We start from the raw sequence: 18,122 nt of genomic DNA on the forward strand, positions 1-18,122 counted from the left end.
ATGCCTCCCATCTAAATGATTAATAGGTAAAAGGCACTTAAAGGAACCTTTTCATTGTATTTATATATAGGGATATTTATGAATTTGAAACAAAAAAAACCTACCTCAAGGCTGTGAAATTATCAGCTGAAACTCCTTCCATGTGAAGGAGAGTTATAAAACATCGGATACACGCAGATGGTAACCCGATTTTTTTTATGTTGATTTCATTTGGAAGCAAGAGAGCCACCCCCTGCTTCAATCATCTTATTTTTTCTATACCGTTTTGTAATAGGATCTTTGCTTTTCTTTACACCCCGTTCATCCTGTGTTAAAAATTCCAATCTACACTTGAATAGGTTTCACTTTTCGACATTTTCAAATATTTCAAACAAAAAGGTGTGAGTTTTATGATTGGAAATAAATTAAAAGGAATTTTCTTTTTAATTTTAGGTGTTTATTTCTTCATTTCCCCGCTATCCGCTTCTGCACATACAGATAATAGCGAGGGATACTCTTCGATTTCTCTTGATAACCATGGGCTGCGTTATGAGCTTAGTTTAGATTATCTCGAGCTAGCTCGAATAGTAGATCTCGGCATAACAAGCGGCGGCTATACATCTGCAGAATTAAGCGAAGCATTAGAAAAAAACAAATCTTTACTTGAAGAATATTTTGCAGAAAAGCTTACGGTCTTTAATCAAGGATTGAAATTAGATGGAACGATTATTGAAACAAATGTAGATAGAAGATTGGAGAGGGATTATGCCAATATTACGTTCCATTTTCCAATCGAAGATAAGGAATCCGCTGCCATACAAATTACTTATGATGTTTTCTTCTTAGATAATGATCCTGCTCATCGAAACATCGTCACGTATGATCTAGGTGAAAAAACAGGAAAGTTTGTTTTTACCTCTGGGGAACGTGATCTCACTCTTGGTAAAGACAGCATGCTTGGACAAAGCGTTCCTTTTATCAAACTAGGCTTTCACCATATACTCATTGGCTTAGATCACATCCTGTTCATTATTGCGCTTGTAGTGACTTCACAGAAATTGATAGATGTCATCAAAATTATGACTCTGTTTACATTGGCCCATAGCGTCACTCTTGGCCTAACCGCCCTCGAGCTGGTACATATTCCTTCTAATATTGTAGAACCCTTGATTGCCCTAAGTGTTGCATTTGTTGCAATTGAAAGATTCCTTGGTCTATCAGATAAATATCGTTTTATCGTTGTATTTGTTTTCGGTTTAATTCATGGCATTGGCTTTGCCGGAGCATTGGAATTAGCCAATCCAACTGAATGGTCATCCCTTTGGCCGATATTAACCTTTAATGTGGGCGTGGAATTAGGACAAACACTTATTATTCTTCTTCTTTTCCCAATTCTACTCTTTATTCGTAAATTCAAATGGTCATCACCCATCCACATTGCTGTTAATACAGCCATTTTCTTATTTGGAATAACGTGGTATTTCCAGCGTTTTCTATCGTAAATCTATTAATCTTTTAAAGGAGGTGATGATCCTACAATTACGCGTGTTACAAAATAACCTTAATAAAAAAAAGGAGGAGAAAGAATGAAGTTTACACCAGAACAATTTGAAAAGATCAAAAATGTGCTGAGACCCAGTGTTCTTGTTCTCATGTCGAGTCTTGCCTTGGCTGCCGTAATTAAACCAGTTAACGCTGATAACGACAATGCGACTGTAAAAGGAACGGTTTACCAGGACAAGAATGAAAATGGAGTACAAGACAAAAATGAACCTGGGATTCCCCATGTAACAGTATCTGACGGAAAAACATTGACTGTTACTGATGAAAAAGGAAACTATCAACTTGTTATTGATACAGAAAGACGTCAAAGTGATATCGTCTTTGTTACGGTTCCAAGTGGATACAGCGTACCAACAGACGAAAATAAAACACCGCAGTTCTACAAGCAACTTGGCACTCTCCAAGCCGCTGAAACAATTGAAGAAAATTTCGGACTCCTACATACGCCGGAAACGAATAATCCAAACTTTAGTTTTGCTAACGTGGCGGATGTTCACGTACAAGCAGGCACGACGAATAACCGTCAGCGATTTACAGATCAGTTAAAACAAATTAATGATTCAACAGGGGACCCTGCCTTTATTGCTGTCAGTGGTGATTTAACAAACCGGGCAACAGATGATGAATTTAAAGATTATACGGCGAGCACGGCAACATCAGACCTCCCAGTATATCCTGCCGTAGGTAACCATGACTTTGCTCCCGGAAGTGAATATAGCGCAAGGATTGATCGGTACCGCGAATATCTGGGACCTGAATGGTATTCCTTTGATTACGGAAACCGTCACTTTGTCACATTAGAAAATACCTTAGGTTTTAATGAAGCTGAACAATTAGAATGGTTAAAGCAAGACCTTGAACTAAATGCAAAAAACAAGGAAGTAGTTGTATTTGTTCATAAGCCTTTGAATACACCGCAAACTCCTGGAGGAGATAAAACCAAAGCATTTATTGATCTTCTTAGTCAATATCATACAAGGCTAGTTATGGTTGGACATACACATGTAAATGATGTAGCACAAGACACGATTCCAGGTGCTAACCATGTGACGACGGTGTCCAGCTCTTATACGATTGATCAAATGCCAAATGGATTCCGCATGGTTAGTTTCCAAGGCGGTAAACAAGATGCTAATTATAAAATGTATGATATCAAAGAAAGTGCAGCCATTGTCCATCCAGCAGCAGGAAGCAAGGTTACAAAAGGAAAAGTAGACATATTAGTGAATGCCTATAATACCACAAGTAATGTATCAAAGGTCGAATACCGCGTGGATGGCAGCCAATGGAAACAGCTGAAGCAAAGCGGCGGCATGTCATGGTTTGACCAATGGGACGCAAAAAAAGCTGACCTGGGCGAACATGCCATCGAGGTTAGGGTGACAGATGATGCCGGTAAGGTTTGGTCTAGGAATCATTCTTTTACAATCGTAAACAGCTCAGAACGAGTTGCACCTAAGAGCGGCAGCGATTGGACCATGTTCCATGGCAATGCACAGCATACTGGTGTGAGCTCAGATACTATAGAAGCAGGTTTAAATTTAGACTGGTCATACCGCACACCAGGTACCATTCTTACCTCTTCACCTGCTATCTCAAATGGAATGGTTTATATCGGAACACGTGATGAAAACGGCAGCGAACAGCATGCAATTCATGCAGTTGATCTAGAAACAGGAGAAAAAGTATGGCAGGTTCAAGCCGATGCACAAGTTCAAGCCTCACCTGCTGTAGCAGATGGAATCGTCTATGCTTCTTCGATTCGCGGCACACTATATGCAATAAATGCCCAAACTGGTGAAATCCTTTGGCATAAAACAATGGCGAAAGACGAAGTACAACGAGCATGGATGTACTATTCCCCAACAGTAGTGGATGGAGTTATCTATCAGGCTTATAGTACAGGCAGCGGCGGTAAACTGATGGCCCTTGATGCCAAGACTGGAAATGAATTATGGAATTCTAAATTAGCAGGAAACTGGATTGTCGAATCAACCCCTGTAGTTGCAGACGGTGAGGTATATGTTGGCGCAGACGGCGGTTACTTAATTTCTTTTGATGCAGCCTCAGGAAAAGAGCTGTGGAGGAAACAACCTGCAGGCGGCTGGATGCATTCGATGCCATCGATCTCAGATGGAAAAGTATTTATGGGATACCAAGGTGGATTACTTGTTGCTCTTGATGCCTCTACTGGAAAAGAACTATGGCGCTACAAGAGCTCCGATAGTTCCTATATTCACGGCGATGCAACTGGATCTTCTCCTGCAGTAGCTGATGGAGTTGTATATATGGGATTCCCTGATGGAAACGTAGCTGCTATAAATGCGTCAACAGGCAAACTGAAATGGAAATATCGTACGAATGGCGGAATCATTTCTTCTGCAGCCATCAGCGGCGAAACTGTCTTTATTGGTTCAAATGATGGCAAACTCTATGCGTTCGACCGTTTAACAGGACAACCTTTATGGCAGCATGAAATCGGCGCCTGGGTTGCATCTTCTCCTGCAATCTCCGGAAATACACTTGTTGTTGGGGCACTCGACGGAAATCTATACGCTTTCACTCCAGGTGGTGAGGCAGCAGAGCGCTGGCCGAGAGTTAATGGGAAAATTACAGATTCAGTTTCAGGTGAACCTGTAGCAGATGCTGCGATTATCATCAAAAATGACCAAGGTAAAAAGATGATGTCAGGGATGACAGATGCTAACGGTAACTATCAGATCTCATTAGAGCCCGGAAATTATCATTTGGAAGCATCCCGCCTGGCCTATCAGACCAACAAAGTTGATTTTCAAATTGCTAATGGAGAAACAGAAAAAGTAGATCTCGCATTAGCAGCAGTATCTGTAGATGCCGGCTATGGTAAAATCATTTCCGGTCCAACATCACAGGGTACCATTGAGGACTTGGTTATGGAAAATAGCAAGCTGGCCATGACCATCGCTGATAAAAGTACAGATTCACAGCTGCCAGGAGTAACAAAAGGAAAGCTTCTAGACATAGCAGCCAATGGCATGAAGGATCAAATGGACTGGATCAACCTTCCATATGCTTCAAAAACAAAACCATCCGGAACAGAAGCCTGGCAGCAGCTTACAGTTGAAAGTGAAAAGGTTGAATCAGCTGAAGTTTCTGCAAACCGTGCTGTCGTGAAAGCAACTGGAAAATCTCTTGAAGTTCCTAATATCCAAGTAGAAACTATTTTTACAATTGAAAAAGATCAAGAGTGGATAACAGCTAATACCGTTTTCACGAATACCGGTTCTGATACACAAACATTTTGGATTGGTGACGCCATTGATTATGATGGTTCTGGTCAAAGAAGCGGTGTTGGAGGCAATCCGTCGATTACCCTTTCTTATTCGAATCCACAAGAGTTTACCTTAAGTGAACCATGGATTGGAATGACGGGAACAGATAAGCAGGTATACGGACTTATCTATGCTGGAGATACAAGTGAGCTTGTAGGTTACGGAAATGGAAACTGGATCATGAGTCAGAAAAGAATAGAGGTTCCAGCAGGCGAAAGCTATACATTAGAAAGAAAAATTCTTGCAGTAAATGCTGCTCAATCAACAAATCCTATTTCAGTGCTTAGTAACTATTATCAACAATTTAAGAAATAAGGAAATGAAGGGACATAAGGTTCAAAATGGAGCTTTATGTCCCATTTTATTTATTCAACGTTCGGTTTCATCCGGTCCGTTCTGTAAATAATCCTTCTACTGCGCTGCCAGCCTTCGTGTTGATTTTCGATTCATGATCCATTTTACTGCATACCCGCCAATAGCAAAGAGCAAGAGGAACATGAGCAAAATCAGTGCGATGGTCTGCATTCTCGATGTGTTGATTCCGCTTGTGATCATTCTTAAGGCTTCGACGGTGTAGGTCATTGGGAAATAGGGTGAAATGGCTCGGAAAAATTCCGGTGACGTTTCGATTGGAAAAGTACCTCCCGATGACGCCAGTTGCAGGATAAATAGTATGAACACAATTGGCGTGGCAACCAAACCAGCGGCAAACGACATTCCATACATAATGCTGAAAAATACAAGCGAAATGAACATATTGCCTAGATAAAATACAGGTATGCTGACAGCTTCCATTCCTAAGCCATTTACAAGGATGACCGTTAATATTACTGCCTGCAGCATCACCAGGATGGCCCCTGCAATAAAAGTTCCGATATAACTGCCCCAGAATTTGGACGTAATCACCTTTGATAGCTTAACCAATGATAAAACTAAATTCATCAACATCGCCCCAAGCCATAGGGACAATGAAATGAAATAAGGTGCCAAACCTTCCCCATATGTATTTACTTGATTGATCGTTTGATCTTCAATCGCTAACGGATTCTTGATAAAGTTAGAGATCCCTTCGACTGTAAAGGTCAGGTTGTCATTCATCTCGTTGTAGCCGTTCTCCAAGCCTTCTTTTAAGTCAAGTGCACCTTGGTCGGCAGCTGCCATACCTTCATTAAGGTCGATGGCCCCGTCATGCAATTCATGTAACCCTGAGGACAATTCACCTGTGTTTGCCGCAGCGGTTTGTAATCCTTCGAGTAAATCATTGCTGCCGGTTTGCAGTTCTTCGGCACCGCTAATCAGTTTATCCACTCCCGCCGATGCCTGCTCCTGCGTCTCCGTTAGCGTATCCTCTATTGTATTCGTGCCTTCTGCTACCTGTTTCGCCCCGCCGTTTAATCTCTGCAGATTTACCACTAAATCGCCGGTGCTTGTTGCTGCGTTTTGTAGATTTCCTTCTAGGTTTTGATTATTAATATTGGTAACGAGCTGTTCTAAAATTCCACGTGCCTGTGCTATGCTTGCGGGATCATTTGATGAGGCTAAAACAGTTGAAGCCTGGCTGATTGCACCTTTGATGCTGCCGATACTGTCAGCTGCTGCCTGTAAGCCTTCCGAAAGTTTCGCTTTCTCAAGTGTGGCATTCATTTCTCCTAGCCCATCAGATACAGATGCTGCACCCGCGGATAATGCGGAAACATCACCGGTACTCTGGGTTAAGCCGCTTTTAAATTGATGCAGTCCATCGAGTAAGGAGCCCATTCCCGCTGCAAGCTTTGACTGACCGCCCGCTGCTTCTTCCAGTCCCTCTTTTAACTGATCTGAACCGGAAGCAGAAGTATTTAATCCAGAAGACAATTGATCAGCACCTGCCGCTAATGCACTTGTCCCCTCCTGAAGATCTGCAGCACCAGTACTCGCATCACCAAGTGAATCTCTTATCGCAAAAAGATTGTTAGCTAAAGCCTTTGTTGTTTCCTTTTGAATATTAGAAGCAACCTCTGCTTTTATGTTCTCTGCCGCACGTTCTGACACTTGGGCAAATACATAGTTTTTCCCTTTGTTTGCTTCATAAATAATCTTCGGCTTTTCAAACTTCCCATAGTTTGATTCAGAAATTTTTTTGGAAAAATCCTCCGGAATCACGATCAAAGCATAGTATTTCGTACCTTCAATTCCTTTTTTCGCTTGGTTGTAGCTGACAAAGTGCCAGCCGATGCTCTTGTTATCCTTCAGATTCTCTTGAATATCCTTTCCCAAATGAAATTCCGTTCCGTTCTTCACCACCGGCTTGTCCTGGTTTACAAAAGCAACCGGCACCCGGTCAAAATGACCATATGGATCCCAAAATGAACTAAGATAAATACCGGAATACAGAATTGGAACAAAAAGAATTGCAATAACAGCAACAATCATCAGCCTCTTCATCGACCTTTGATTTGTCTTTATTTCCTCATCCATAGATGATCACCTCTTAAATTTGGGTCGCGGGGACAGGCACCTCGACCCAGACTAGTTTGTGGGTCACGGTGCCTGTCCCCGCGACCCATTTTTATTTTTAGGCAATTATTGGCTCCCTTCTTCATACAATCAATCAACAAGGTTTATCCACCCAGAACTTTCCATCTGCAATATAATATAAATTATCGAAATGAAGACCTATAAATTGAAGGAGGATTTTTGCAATGAATTTGGAGGAACTGCGGCTGGATTGTGCCCTTAAACAGAAAAAAGGATTGCATTTTATTCTAGCGTCTATCATTATTTGGTCTGCCGTATTAATCGTTCATTTGACCTCAATGCCGATCTTGATGAAAAACTTGTTAACCTTTTGCTTCACGGCACCTCTCATGCCAATCGCTTTTCTCCTATCAAAATTCATTAAAGTTGATTTTACAAACAAAGGGAATCCATTGACACAGTTAGGAGTATTATTTTCCTTCAATCAAATGCTGTACCTGCTGATTGCCATGTGGGTATACCCAACCGTACCTGAAAAAATGGTCATGGTTTTGGCAATGATTTTTGGCGCTCATTTGCTGCCATTTGGCTGGCTGTATCAATCAAGAAGTTATATCGTCTTATCTGTGGTGATTCCCATTGTTGTACTTCTGGTAGGGATTAATTTTCCTCCTTATATGGTTTCAGGATTCATGATTGTGTTTGAAGTCCTATTTAGTTTGTTATTAACGATGGAAGTAAAGCGATTAACCACGGTCAACGGCTGATTTTTTCCTTGAGTGGAACACAGGGACAGGCACCGCGTCCCGGACAGGGGGCGTGTTACTGTCCCTGTGTTCCACCTATGATGCAAAGAAAGAAGCAGAGATTCCTGCTTCTTTTTGTTTGCTAAATTATTGCATTCTTGATTCAACTTGCTGACAAACTTCATCCGCGGATAAGCCGTTTGCTTCGATGACCGAAGCTTTTGTTGAAGTATCTGCCATTCCCATGACGTTAGAATCCACGCCAGTAATCACGCAGCATTCGCAATTTTCCGCATCCGCAGCTGACTTCAAATCAACCACGTCATATCCTTTTTGACGAAGAGCTTCTGAAACGTTTGTAAGTGAGCCTTCAACAGCAACTCTTTTTGCCATATATGTACACCTCCTCTACGTAAGTAGCGTGCGTTTTAGGGTGGATTTTTATTCCTAAATGTTTGATATATGAAAAAGGTGGAGCAAAGATAAGTGTGTTAATTGCATTTAAATAAAATTGTAAATATATGGTGGTACAAGGTGCCTGTCCCCGCGACCCTCCTGCGACCCTCCTGCGACCCTCTTTACTCCAACCCATAGTACCCGCAAACGACATACCCTACAGATTTAGCGGCTACAATCAATGCATCTTCGTCAATATCAAACTTTGGATGATGGTTGAAATATGGCTTCTCTACCCCTTTTGGCGTACAGCCAATATAGAAATAGCAGCCAGGAATTTTTTCTAAATAATAAGCAAAATCATCAGATGGTGACATCATCGGATACTCGATCACTTCTTTAATATCCGGATCATTCGCCCCTTCAAGACTTGTCTTAACTAAATCCGTCATTTCCGGGTTATTATAAAGCGGCGGGTAATCTGGGGTAAAGGTCAACTCACATTGAACACCAAACTCAGCATCAATCCCGCCTGCAATACGGCGCAGCTCCTCCCCGATGATGTCTTTTGTTTCATCCGACATATAGCGGATGTCCCCTTCAAGTTCCACACGATCCCTTATGACATTAAAGGTTCCCTTTCCATCAAAGGAGCCAATGGTGATGACACCCATATCAAATGGATTCAAGCGCCGGCTGATAATCGTTTGGACCGCCGTAACAAAATGAGCGCCTGCAACGATGGCATCATTTGCCTTATGAGGGGATGAACCATGTCCGCCAACCCCCTGAATCCCCACCTTTAAATAAGATCTGCCAGCCATCGAGAATTCGCTGTGATACCCCACCACTCCAGCTGGATTCATTGGAAGTAAATGAATGCCGAAAATATTTTCCACATCATCAAGCGCCCCGGATTCGACAATACTTTTTGCTCCGCCCGGCGGTACTTCTTCTGCATGCTGATGAATGATTTTGATCGTACCAGGGATTTCATCCTTTAATTGAATAAGGCAATCAGCAAGAATCAGTAAATAGGCCGTATGTCCATCATGTCCGCACGCATGCATGACCCCTTCATTCTTTGATTTAAAAGGAAGTTCCGTTTCCTCCATAATCGGCAAGGCATCGAAATCAGCACGTAAAGCAATGGTTTTCCCCGGCTTTCCTCCTTTAACGGTTACAATAATCCCAAAACCATTCCCAACATTAGACTGAACCTCTACGTCCTTCCCATTATAAAAATCTAAAATATATTGTGCCGTTTTTTCTTCTTTAAAAGACAATTCCGGATTCTCATGTAAATGACGGCGAATTTGAATCATTTCCTCTTTACGTTCTTCCAACAATTTCATAAGCTGCTGCTTCATTTTTTATACCTCCCAGCTCCAAGGCCCTTACATGTGTATTTTAAATAAATGAAATTTCCTCTTTTTTATTCCGTGACAGGTGTTGGTGTCGGTGACGTTCTTTTTGTTCCTTTCTCTCCTGCATCCGCCGGAACCAATGTCATGATGGACACTAACGATATGACACCAAAGGCTACATTTGTGATAATTCCCCAAGTTGCGGCTGCATCTATATTTCCCGTAGCAGCAATCGCACCATAAACAGCCGCAGAAATGGCAACACCAAATGAACCGCCAAGAGAGCTGGCCATTTTATAAAGTCCAGATGCCTCCCCAACTTTATTTGACGGTGCATTAGAAACAGCCGTATCTGTCGAAGGTGTTGCATAAATTCCAAGGCCGAGGCCAAATAAGGCAAACCCAATGAATACAACAACGGTGTAAGTCATACCTTGTAAAAAGGTCAAGCCCATGAGTCCAACCCCAACGGTTGTGATGATTGCACCCCAAATCATCGGTGATTTCGCCCCTACTTTTTGTAAAATTTTCTCACCCACACGAATCATTGCTAATACGGCAACTAAATAACCAATCGATAGCATGCCTGATTGGAAAGCTGTAAACCCTCTGCCAACTTGAACGTACGTATTCGCTACGACAAGAGTTCCGGCAATTGCATTTAATAAGAAGTTAGAAACAGTGGCACCCGTGTATGGCTTATTTTTAAATAAGGAGAAATCAATCAGTGCATGCTTTTTCTTTCTTTCCACTTTAATGAAAACAAAAAATCCAATTAAAGTAAGGGCAGCAAGACCTAAAGTTAACGGGCTTGTCCAGCCAAAGTCTTTTCCACGTGTGATGACAAGGTTTAAAGCAAGCATCGTAACAGCGAAAATAGCCAGACCGACAAAGTCAAACTTGAATGCACCTGACTGTTCTGCTTTACTTTCTGGTGTATCTTTAATAAGCCACATCGCTAAAACAGCAAAGATGATCGAAAAAATAAATATCCATTTCCATCCCATATAAGTGGCGATGGCACCGCCTGCGAAAGAACACACACCAGAGCCGCCCCAAGAGCCGATCGACCAAAAGCTTAAGGCACGCTGCCGCTCCTTACCTTCAAAATACTCTTTCATTAAGGCAATCGTTGCCGGCATAATACATGCGGCTGAAAGACCTTGAATAACACGGCCGATGATTAACAATACAGAACCGTTTGCAAGAACCAAACAAAGTGAACCGATTATACTTAAAACCAAACCTAGATAGGTAATTTTCTTACGCCCAATCTTATCGGCAATTCCTCCTGCAGCAACAATAAACATCCCGGAGAATAAAGCCGTTAAACTGATCGCAACATTTAATGATCCTAACGAAATTCCTAAATCCTTTTGCACAGCTGGGACAACGTTAACCATTGCCTGCGCAAACAGCCAAAATGTGATAACGCCAAACACAATCCCAATAATCAATTTATTTGTACCTTTATAGCTTGTTTCCATGGCGAACCTCCCAATTTTTTTAGTGTCGTACCGTTATGTTTTCCAACTCCCACTTAATACAGTAAGATAGAACTTGAAAAATTTATTACCTTTAAAGGTGCTTATTAACAAATCGGTTAACTACTGGAAGTAATGCTTTTTTTGTAAAATAACTCCTATATTGAATTGGGGCGTCACAGTGACTTAATTCCATTTCGACAAACCCGGGGCGTCACAGTGACTTTAATTTTATTAATATGGTATAGTAATGGCAAAATGAACACAGTAAATGAGGTAATAAAGAAAATGAAATTGATTGCATCAGATTTAGACGGAACACTTTTAAATGAAAAAGGGGAAATCAGCCGGGAAAATGTGGAGGCGATTAAAAAGGCGGAAGCGAAGGGTTTACACTTTGTTGTGGCAACAGGAAGGTCCTATGATTCTGCTAAAAGAATCCTTACGAAGGCAGGAATCTCGTGCCCGATTATCTGTCTGAATGGTGCTGCAGCATATGACATAAATGGCCATTTGACCCGCGATATCCCTTTGGATACAGAGGCTTGCCGCAAGATTGTGTCAGCCTGTCAAAGGGCAGAAATGTATACAGAGCTTTTTATGGAAAACAATGTATTTTCATCCGGTAAAGAAAATTTTCTGGAAGTGGCGATTGAAATGTTTAAAAACGTGATGCCTAACTCCACAGATGAAGAAATCCGCCAAGTGGTGGAGAAACGGTTTCAGGATGAAAATGTACAATTTACCGATAACTTTGAAAAGCAGCTTTCCGATGAGAAAAACAGGGTCTATAAAGTACTTAGTTTCTCTCTTAAGGAAGATAAACTTTCGGAGGCCTATAATGAATTAAAAAATGAACCTGGGATAATCATCACATCCTCCGGTCACTTGAACCTTGAATTTAACCATCCTGACGCGAATAAGGGCCTAGCATTACAGGAATACAGCAATCGTTTGGGAATCCAAATGAAGGATGTCATGGCAATGGGGGACAGCTTGAATGATAAAACCATGCTACAATCAGCAGGCCGCGGCGTTGCCATGGGAAATGCCGCACCAGAAATAAAAGAGTTATGCAAATATACAACAAAACAAAACACCGAACACGGAGTAGCCTACGCCATTGAAGAAATGCTAAAGGAATATCATCAATAATGTGGGTCAAGGTGGGTCAAGGGGACAGGCACCGCGACCCTAAATTGAAATGAGTCATCGTTAAGCAATACCCAATCTTATATCTCAAAAAAACAAAGAGGCAGTATCCAATAACACACAAAATAACATAGTGACAATAACTATTGTCACCTTAACAGGACACACGTTCCGTTATTTGCAGTAATAATTATGATTTTACATTTTTATAGGACATACTTTCCGCTATTTATATGAAAGGTTGTTATTTTTTCGTAATTTTTAGCAAATAACGTACTCAGTGTCCAAAGGCTCTACAAAATAGATTTATTTATGATAATAACGTACTCAGTGTCCACAATATTAAAACGCATGGATTTTACCTGTTATGAAGTGAACCCCCTAAGTTGGACTAAGAAATCCAACTTAGGGGGTTCACTTCACGGTTGTTGCGTTTCACTATGAAATATTTTCCTTAGCTCAACTACTAATTTTAACTATTTCTGACATAATTGTAAGTGACTAAAGACACAAGAAGAGGTAATTTTTAGGGCTTATAACCTATATTCAATGTAAACAAAAAGGCAATAGAGAAAAAAAACTCTATTGCCCTATATAGATGATAGAAAAACTATTTTTGATAAGGGGATTTCTGAACTTTTTGCATAAAAAGTTCTGGATTATCCAATTGTTCAAAACCATATTGTTTATATAATGAATGTGCATCATTAGTAGCTAACATAAACCTACGCACTCCTTTTAGTTCGGAATGATTGGTAATAATGTCCATTAACCATTTTGATAATCCTAATTTACGATAGTCTGGCAATATAAACACATCACAAAGATACGCAAAGGTTGCTGAATCCGTTATTACCCTTGCAAAACCGACTTGTTCAATCACTTCATTACCTATTTCACCTTTATAAACCCCAAAACAAAAGGGAGTATGTTCAATTGACTTTTTTACTGTTTCCTTTGGGATCCCCTTTGACCAGTAGGCTTCTTGATTCAAAAAATTATGTATTAAATCAAAATCTAAATACTCTTTATTTGTAGAAATTGAAAACCCTTTATTTACCCAAACTTTCATTACAATCACCCTCATATCATTTTTAATGATACTGTAATTATATCAAACCAATGGTGTAATTTTTTAGGTCATTCATTAATGTTTGAAGCGGCAGACTGCCGCCCCGATTGGTTCTCTAAAAATTTTTTTCTACCTGGAACAAAATGTAACTAAAAAACATATCCTGATAATAGGTAGTACACTAAAAAAAGACCGCGGCTCACACGGTCAATAAACGATGCTAGTGGTGAATGAATAATCCATCTTCGCAGGGTGGGTTATTCTTTTTGTTTGTTTCGTCTACACAAGTGGACATCACATCCCAAATTTTTTTGTTCAAACCGAGTTTATTACGGTAATTGGATTGTTTTAATATGCTCGATATTCTGATACACCGTTTCCCTTTCAGCTGTGATCAGAGTCACTTTGTTATTTCGAACTTTTTGAAGTAAGCCAATTTGTTCTGTATTTTCCCCGCCATCTATGATCACTAGTTGATTTTCAAATTTTTTCAACTGCTCATCGAAAGACCTGGCTAATGAAATTGAAACGGGCTTAAATGGTAGATTTTCATTGTTTAAGGAATATGGCGTGGCGTTTGGTGGATATGGAATAAGCCATTTGACGTGTTTCATCGCAATAAACATTGTTTTGTATACAGGGGAGTGAAAGACAAAATAGTCGTTCATAATGCTGGTTAAATAGCCATGAATCGATTTGTTTCCAGTCACGTACACTTGGACAAACAAACCTTTTGCAATCATTAATACTTTTCGAAAAGAAATAAGCTCCGATTCAATCGGTCTTTCTTCAGAGGGCTGATAAGAGACCTCTTCGTCTAACTTTATTTCTTTCAACTTTTGAACATGAACAAAGGGAATATAGAGAAAATGTTGATCTTTAGCATCATACATGACAATGATATCCAATCCACTATCTAACAACGTTCCCCTTAGAAAAATATCTCTAGACATTTCCACCTCAATATTTTTCCCTATTAAATCTACAAAATCGATAAGCACCTTGATTCTCTCCTTATTTCTCAAATCTTCCTTATTGTTGTAGAGTGCCGGCAAAAAGCCAATTTACCCAATAATATAGAATCACTAAGGTAAATAATGTAGCTGGAGGTATCACAACCACTGTGATTTTTATATACTCCAACCAACTGAGCATGACTTTCCCTTTCCTAATGATGTGCATCCACATCAGTGTAGCGAGCGTTCCCATTGGCAGCAGTAATGAACCCATGTCACTTCCAATAACGTTCGCTAGGTAAGCAATTTTTAATTCGAGTAAACTTAAATCCATATTCATTAACGTAAGTGTTCCAACCATGAGGGCGGGGTGATTATTAAAGATATTGGAGAGTACAGTTAGAAGAGTACCCATCATGACACTCGCATGGAGCAGGCTGCCTTCAACCATTGGCCTCATGAACGTGATCAACCAGTCTGTTAAACCGATGTTATTGAGACCGTAAATGATGGTATACATACCAAAGGCAAAAACGATAATATACCACGGCGTTTTTTTCAGCATATCTGCAGGAGATTGTTTTAAATAGGCCCATCTCCAGCCTAAAAGTACAAGCGATCCGATGACAGCCATAAGAGAAACAGGTATGTTGACAAACGAAGCGACAAACAAGCTGCAACGGACGGCAAATACGAACAGAAGGACGTTTCGCATAAATCGAGACCGAGCTTTTTCCGATTCATGCTGAATTCCTTTATTTATTTTAAGCGGGTGGTCAGTTGAGCGTGACAAACCTGAAACATTTGTAGGAACGGTTTCCGGTAAGATTTTTCTAAAGCGAAGGTACAAGAGCCAAGTCAGCAGCAGCAATCCAGTTGTTGCAGGCACAAACATCATGGCTGTATGCAGCCATAAATCCATATGGACGATTTTGAGAGCGATTAAATTAACAATGTTACTTACGCCGATTGGAGCACTCGAAGCGGTTGCAATTAAAGCACCAGACAACAAATACGGGATTTTTTGCCGGTTTTCTAAGCCCATATTGTTTAATAACATGACAAGGATAGGAGTTGTGATTAAAATACTTCCATCGTTATTGAAGAAAAGTGTCATGAGAAAGCACAAAAGATTGACGTACCAGAATAAACGAACCCCTGACCCCTTTGCTCTTTCTGCGAGCTTCTCAGCCATCCAGTTAAAGAAACCAAAGCTTTCTAAAACAATCGCCATGACAATGGTTGCCATAATGGTAATGGCGGCACCACTAATGGTGTTTGAAATGATCCCCAGGTCTGATATGGAAACACTTCCAATAAGCACAACAATAATCGCACCTATTGAAGCTGGTATCGCTTCATTCATGCCTTTAGGTCTCCAAAGAATTAAAACCAATGTAGCCAAAAAAGTGAAAATGGTTAGCCAAACAGTTAAATTTTGCATTTTTTCCCCTTTCATCTAATTAAGTATTTCAGGTTAATCCTGATACGGCTTTACCTCCACTTTTCCCGGCTGTGCTAATGTCCCTCCCTTCCATCTGTCCCTGTAGTGCGGTTGTACTATTAATATATGTTTTTTCAAAGGACATGCTCTGGTTTTATACCCTTTTTCATAAAAACCAACTTAAGTCTATTTTTACGAAGGGAATGGTAGTATGGTAGATTTTAATAACATGTTAAAGTAAAGTGATCTGGTGATTTTAGACAAAAATGAATAGGATAAAGGTGGGGGCAGTCTTGTTTTTTAAAAAGAAAAAGAACAGTGAAGAAGCGGAGAAAATTTGGTACTGTGTTGGCCTGATCACAAAAGGTGGAGTCAATGAAGGTGAACACAACAGAATCGCTGACAAGATATTGAAGGTCGATAATGTCGGCATCCTCTCCGGCTTTGTGAAGGAAGAGTTAGATCCCAGCCAGCTGCAAATTCTATATAGACGATTTTTTTAGCCGGACTTTTCTGCACCCTGTATCATCATCAACGAAATTAATCATGACGAAATCAAACGGGAAACAGAGCTGTTGGAAAAAGAACATAAATGGAAGAAATTTTTTGGCTTAATCTCCTTTGCGGACTATCAAGCAGCTGAAGACAGGGCCATTTTTGATTTTAATAAAACCTTATACCTCACCGAAGACGTTGATAAAGCCATTGAATTTCTAAGAAAACAAGCAGCAGAATAAGAGGGTCGCGGGGACAGGCACCGCGACCCTCAGCGAACTGAACCAATTTCAGTCCTTCATCTATTGGCGTGGTGCAAACAACATCACCGCAACACCAATTAAACATATACTGGCACCTACCCAATCATATAGATCAGGTGTTTTTTTATCGATTCCCCATCCCCATAAGACAGATAGAACAATAAAAACACCACCATAGGCAGCATACACTCTTCCGAATGATGGAAATGTTTGAAACGTAGCAATAACACCATAAATAGCTAATGCTATTCCCCCGCCGATTCCCCAATAAAAAGGCTTACCTTCTCTTAACCACAACCAAATCAAATACCCTCCGCCAATTTCGGCAAAGCCTGCAAGTATAAACAAAACGATTGCATTAATAATGAAAACCACTTCCTAAACAGTATTGTATAATCACAATTTTAACCTATTCTTCTTGTATTACGATGAAAGAATGTTGAGATACCAGCACTAAAAAACACACCAATTCGCACAAAATTGGTGTGTTACAAGTTTTTTTAGAGAGGGTTTAAGAAAAATTATTCCGGTATGACGATCTCCAGCTTTCCTTCATGACAATTGATTTCAATCACCTGATCAGCAAACAAATAAGGTGTATCAAATCGATCCTGTTTTTTCAGATCAAGATAATGATTATTGGCAGTCAGGACAGGGAAAACCGCATTCGTCTTCTTGAACATATTTTGGCTAACCTCTATTTCTGCCATCAAGATTATTTGTTTATGAGAGATGGCAAAAAAGAGCTTTCCAATATCTCTGCCATTGTCCATGATGGGGATCTGCTGAAGGATGGAAATGAGGCAAGTGACCAAATCATTCATTTGCTCGTTTGATAAACCATCTAACTGCCATTCCTCTAAAGCTTTGTTCACTCCACTTCTGATTTCCTTGAAGGAAAATACATCTTCAATCCTAAGTGCCGTTTTCGTTTTCCCGAGGCTTTCAAACTTTCTTCTCATGTCAAAAATATAGTCCTTGATAAACCCTGTATACTGTTCCCGCTGCACTGCAAAATCTGTAAGTTCATTAATACTACGAATCTCATTGCAGCGATTGCGGATTAATTGAAAAAAAGGATAGACATCCTTCTCATCAAACGTATGATCCATCAACTTACTATAATAATAGTTCAATAATGATTGTTCTTTCTTATCCATTTGTCTCTCCTAGAAGTCTATTTCATTTCTTTCTTATTGTACAACTTATAGTTGCTGAGAACATTATTATTGTTTGTTTTCGGTAGCTTGTCGCCCTTATTGGCTACCGAATTAGGATTATTTTTCCTTTTTCGGTAGCCTATCAGCCTTATCATATTTGATTTAGGTCAGCACAACAGATTTCGTGCATTACTTGCCTAAAATTGCTAACGAAAAACAATTTTCAAAAAAATAAAGGAAAGTTCTGTAATAGAATTGAATCTTTACAGAACTTTCC

The 18,122-nt window shown here is 40.2% G+C and carries 15 protein-coding genes; 6 read left to right on the forward strand and 9 right to left on the reverse strand.

Features of this window, described 5'->3' with window-relative positions; translation table 11 throughout:
* The first annotated feature begins 389 nt into the window (after positions 1–389).
* Both R4Z09_RS25220 and R4Z09_RS25225 read left to right on the forward strand, forming a co-directional pair.
* On the forward strand, positions 390–1,481 hold the full coding sequence (locus tag R4Z09_RS25220) for a HupE/UreJ family protein (protein WP_338449438.1): 1,092 nt from the start codon (positions 390–392) through the stop codon (positions 1,479–1,481).
* Positions 1,482–1,565: 84 nt separating this feature from the next.
* Positions 1,566–5,168, forward strand: a complete 3,603-nt coding sequence (locus R4Z09_RS25225; RefSeq protein WP_338449439.1) for a PQQ-binding-like beta-propeller repeat protein — start codon at positions 1,566–1,568, stop codon at positions 5,166–5,168.
* A gap of 96 nt (positions 5,169–5,264) precedes the next feature.
* Here the strand turns inward: R4Z09_RS25225 and R4Z09_RS25230 are convergent, their stop codons facing one another.
* The gene (locus R4Z09_RS25230; RefSeq protein ID WP_338449440.1) at positions 5,265–7,310 is read right to left on the reverse strand and encodes a YhgE/Pip domain-containing protein; all 2,046 of its coding nucleotides are present in this window, start codon (positions 7,308–7,310) and stop codon (positions 5,265–5,267) included.
* A 224-nt stretch (positions 7,311–7,534) separates the two neighbouring features.
* Here R4Z09_RS25230 and R4Z09_RS25235 point away from each other — a divergent pair, with 224 nt between their 5' ends.
* Complete coding sequence (locus tag R4Z09_RS25235; RefSeq protein WP_338449441.1) at positions 7,535–8,077, forward strand: DUF7010 family protein; 543 nt, start codon at positions 7,535–7,537, stop codon at positions 8,075–8,077.
* A 126-nt stretch (positions 8,078–8,203) separates the two neighbouring features.
* Here the strand turns inward: R4Z09_RS25235 and R4Z09_RS25240 are convergent, their stop codons facing one another.
* The 3 genes from R4Z09_RS25240 to R4Z09_RS25250 all read right to left on the reverse strand — a co-directional run bounded on the left by R4Z09_RS25240 (position 8,204) and on the right by R4Z09_RS25250 (position 11,306).
* Positions 8,204–8,449 carry a YkuS family protein gene (locus tag R4Z09_RS25240; protein WP_338449442.1) on the reverse strand — a complete coding sequence of 82 codons (246 nt, stop codon included), beginning with the start codon at positions 8,447–8,449 and terminating at the stop codon, positions 8,204–8,206.
* A gap of 185 nt (positions 8,450–8,634) precedes the next feature.
* Positions 8,635–9,822, reverse strand: coding sequence for an amidohydrolase (locus R4Z09_RS25245; protein WP_338449443.1), 1,188 nt, complete (start codon positions 9,820–9,822; stop codon positions 8,635–8,637).
* 65 nt (positions 9,823–9,887) lie between these two features.
* Complete coding sequence (locus R4Z09_RS25250; protein WP_338449444.1) at positions 9,888–11,306, reverse strand: MFS transporter; 1,419 nt, start codon at positions 11,304–11,306, stop codon at positions 9,888–9,890.
* Positions 11,307–11,591: 285 nt separating this feature from the next.
* Here R4Z09_RS25250 and R4Z09_RS25255 point away from each other — a divergent pair, with 285 nt between their 5' ends.
* Positions 11,592–12,458 (forward strand): Cof-type HAD-IIB family hydrolase, encoded by an 867-nt coding sequence (locus R4Z09_RS25255; protein WP_338449445.1) that lies wholly within the window; start codon positions 11,592–11,594, stop codon positions 12,456–12,458.
* A 607-nt stretch (positions 12,459–13,065) separates the two neighbouring features.
* Here the strand turns inward: R4Z09_RS25255 and R4Z09_RS25260 are convergent.
* The 3 genes from R4Z09_RS25260 to R4Z09_RS25270 form a co-directional block, all read right to left on the reverse strand.
* Complete coding sequence (locus R4Z09_RS25260) at positions 13,066–13,527, reverse strand: GNAT family N-acetyltransferase (RefSeq protein WP_338449446.1); 462 nt, start codon at positions 13,525–13,527, stop codon at positions 13,066–13,068.
* Between the two features lie 329 nt (positions 13,528–13,856).
* Positions 13,857–14,528, reverse strand: coding sequence for a DUF2642 domain-containing protein (locus R4Z09_RS25265; RefSeq protein ID WP_338449447.1), 672 nt, complete (start codon positions 14,526–14,528; stop codon positions 13,857–13,859).
* 31 nt (positions 14,529–14,559) lie between these two features.
* Positions 14,560–15,927, reverse strand: a complete 1,368-nt coding sequence (locus R4Z09_RS25270; RefSeq protein ID WP_338449448.1) for an arsenic transporter — start codon at positions 15,925–15,927, stop codon at positions 14,560–14,562.
* Between the two features lie 293 nt (positions 15,928–16,220).
* Here R4Z09_RS25270 and R4Z09_RS25275 point away from each other — a divergent pair, with 293 nt between their 5' ends.
* On the forward strand, positions 16,221–16,430 hold the full coding sequence (locus R4Z09_RS25275; protein ID WP_338449449.1) for a hypothetical protein: 210 nt from the start codon (positions 16,221–16,223) through the stop codon (positions 16,428–16,430).
* Between the two features lie 72 nt (positions 16,431–16,502).
* Positions 16,503–16,664 carry a hypothetical protein gene (locus R4Z09_RS25280; protein WP_338449450.1) on the forward strand — a complete coding sequence of 54 codons (162 nt, stop codon included), beginning with the start codon at positions 16,503–16,505 and terminating at the stop codon, positions 16,662–16,664.
* A 60-nt stretch (positions 16,665–16,724) separates the two neighbouring features.
* Here the strand turns inward: R4Z09_RS25280 and R4Z09_RS25285 are convergent, their stop codons facing one another.
* Positions 16,725–17,060: a YnfA family protein gene (locus R4Z09_RS25285; RefSeq protein WP_422392217.1), complete on the reverse strand. Its 336-nt coding sequence runs from the start codon at positions 17,058–17,060 to the stop codon at positions 16,725–16,727.
* Between the two features lie 146 nt (positions 17,061–17,206).
* Positions 17,207–17,845 carry a hypothetical protein gene (locus tag R4Z09_RS25290; protein ID WP_338449451.1) on the reverse strand — a complete coding sequence of 213 codons (639 nt, stop codon included), beginning with the start codon at positions 17,843–17,845 and terminating at the stop codon, positions 17,207–17,209.
* Positions 17,846–18,122: the final 277 nt, after the last annotated feature.

Source organism: Niallia oryzisoli (genome assembly GCF_036670025.1).
Taxonomy (GTDB): domain Bacteria; phylum Bacillota; class Bacilli; order Bacillales; family Cytobacillaceae; genus Bacillus_BD; species Bacillus_BD oryzisoli.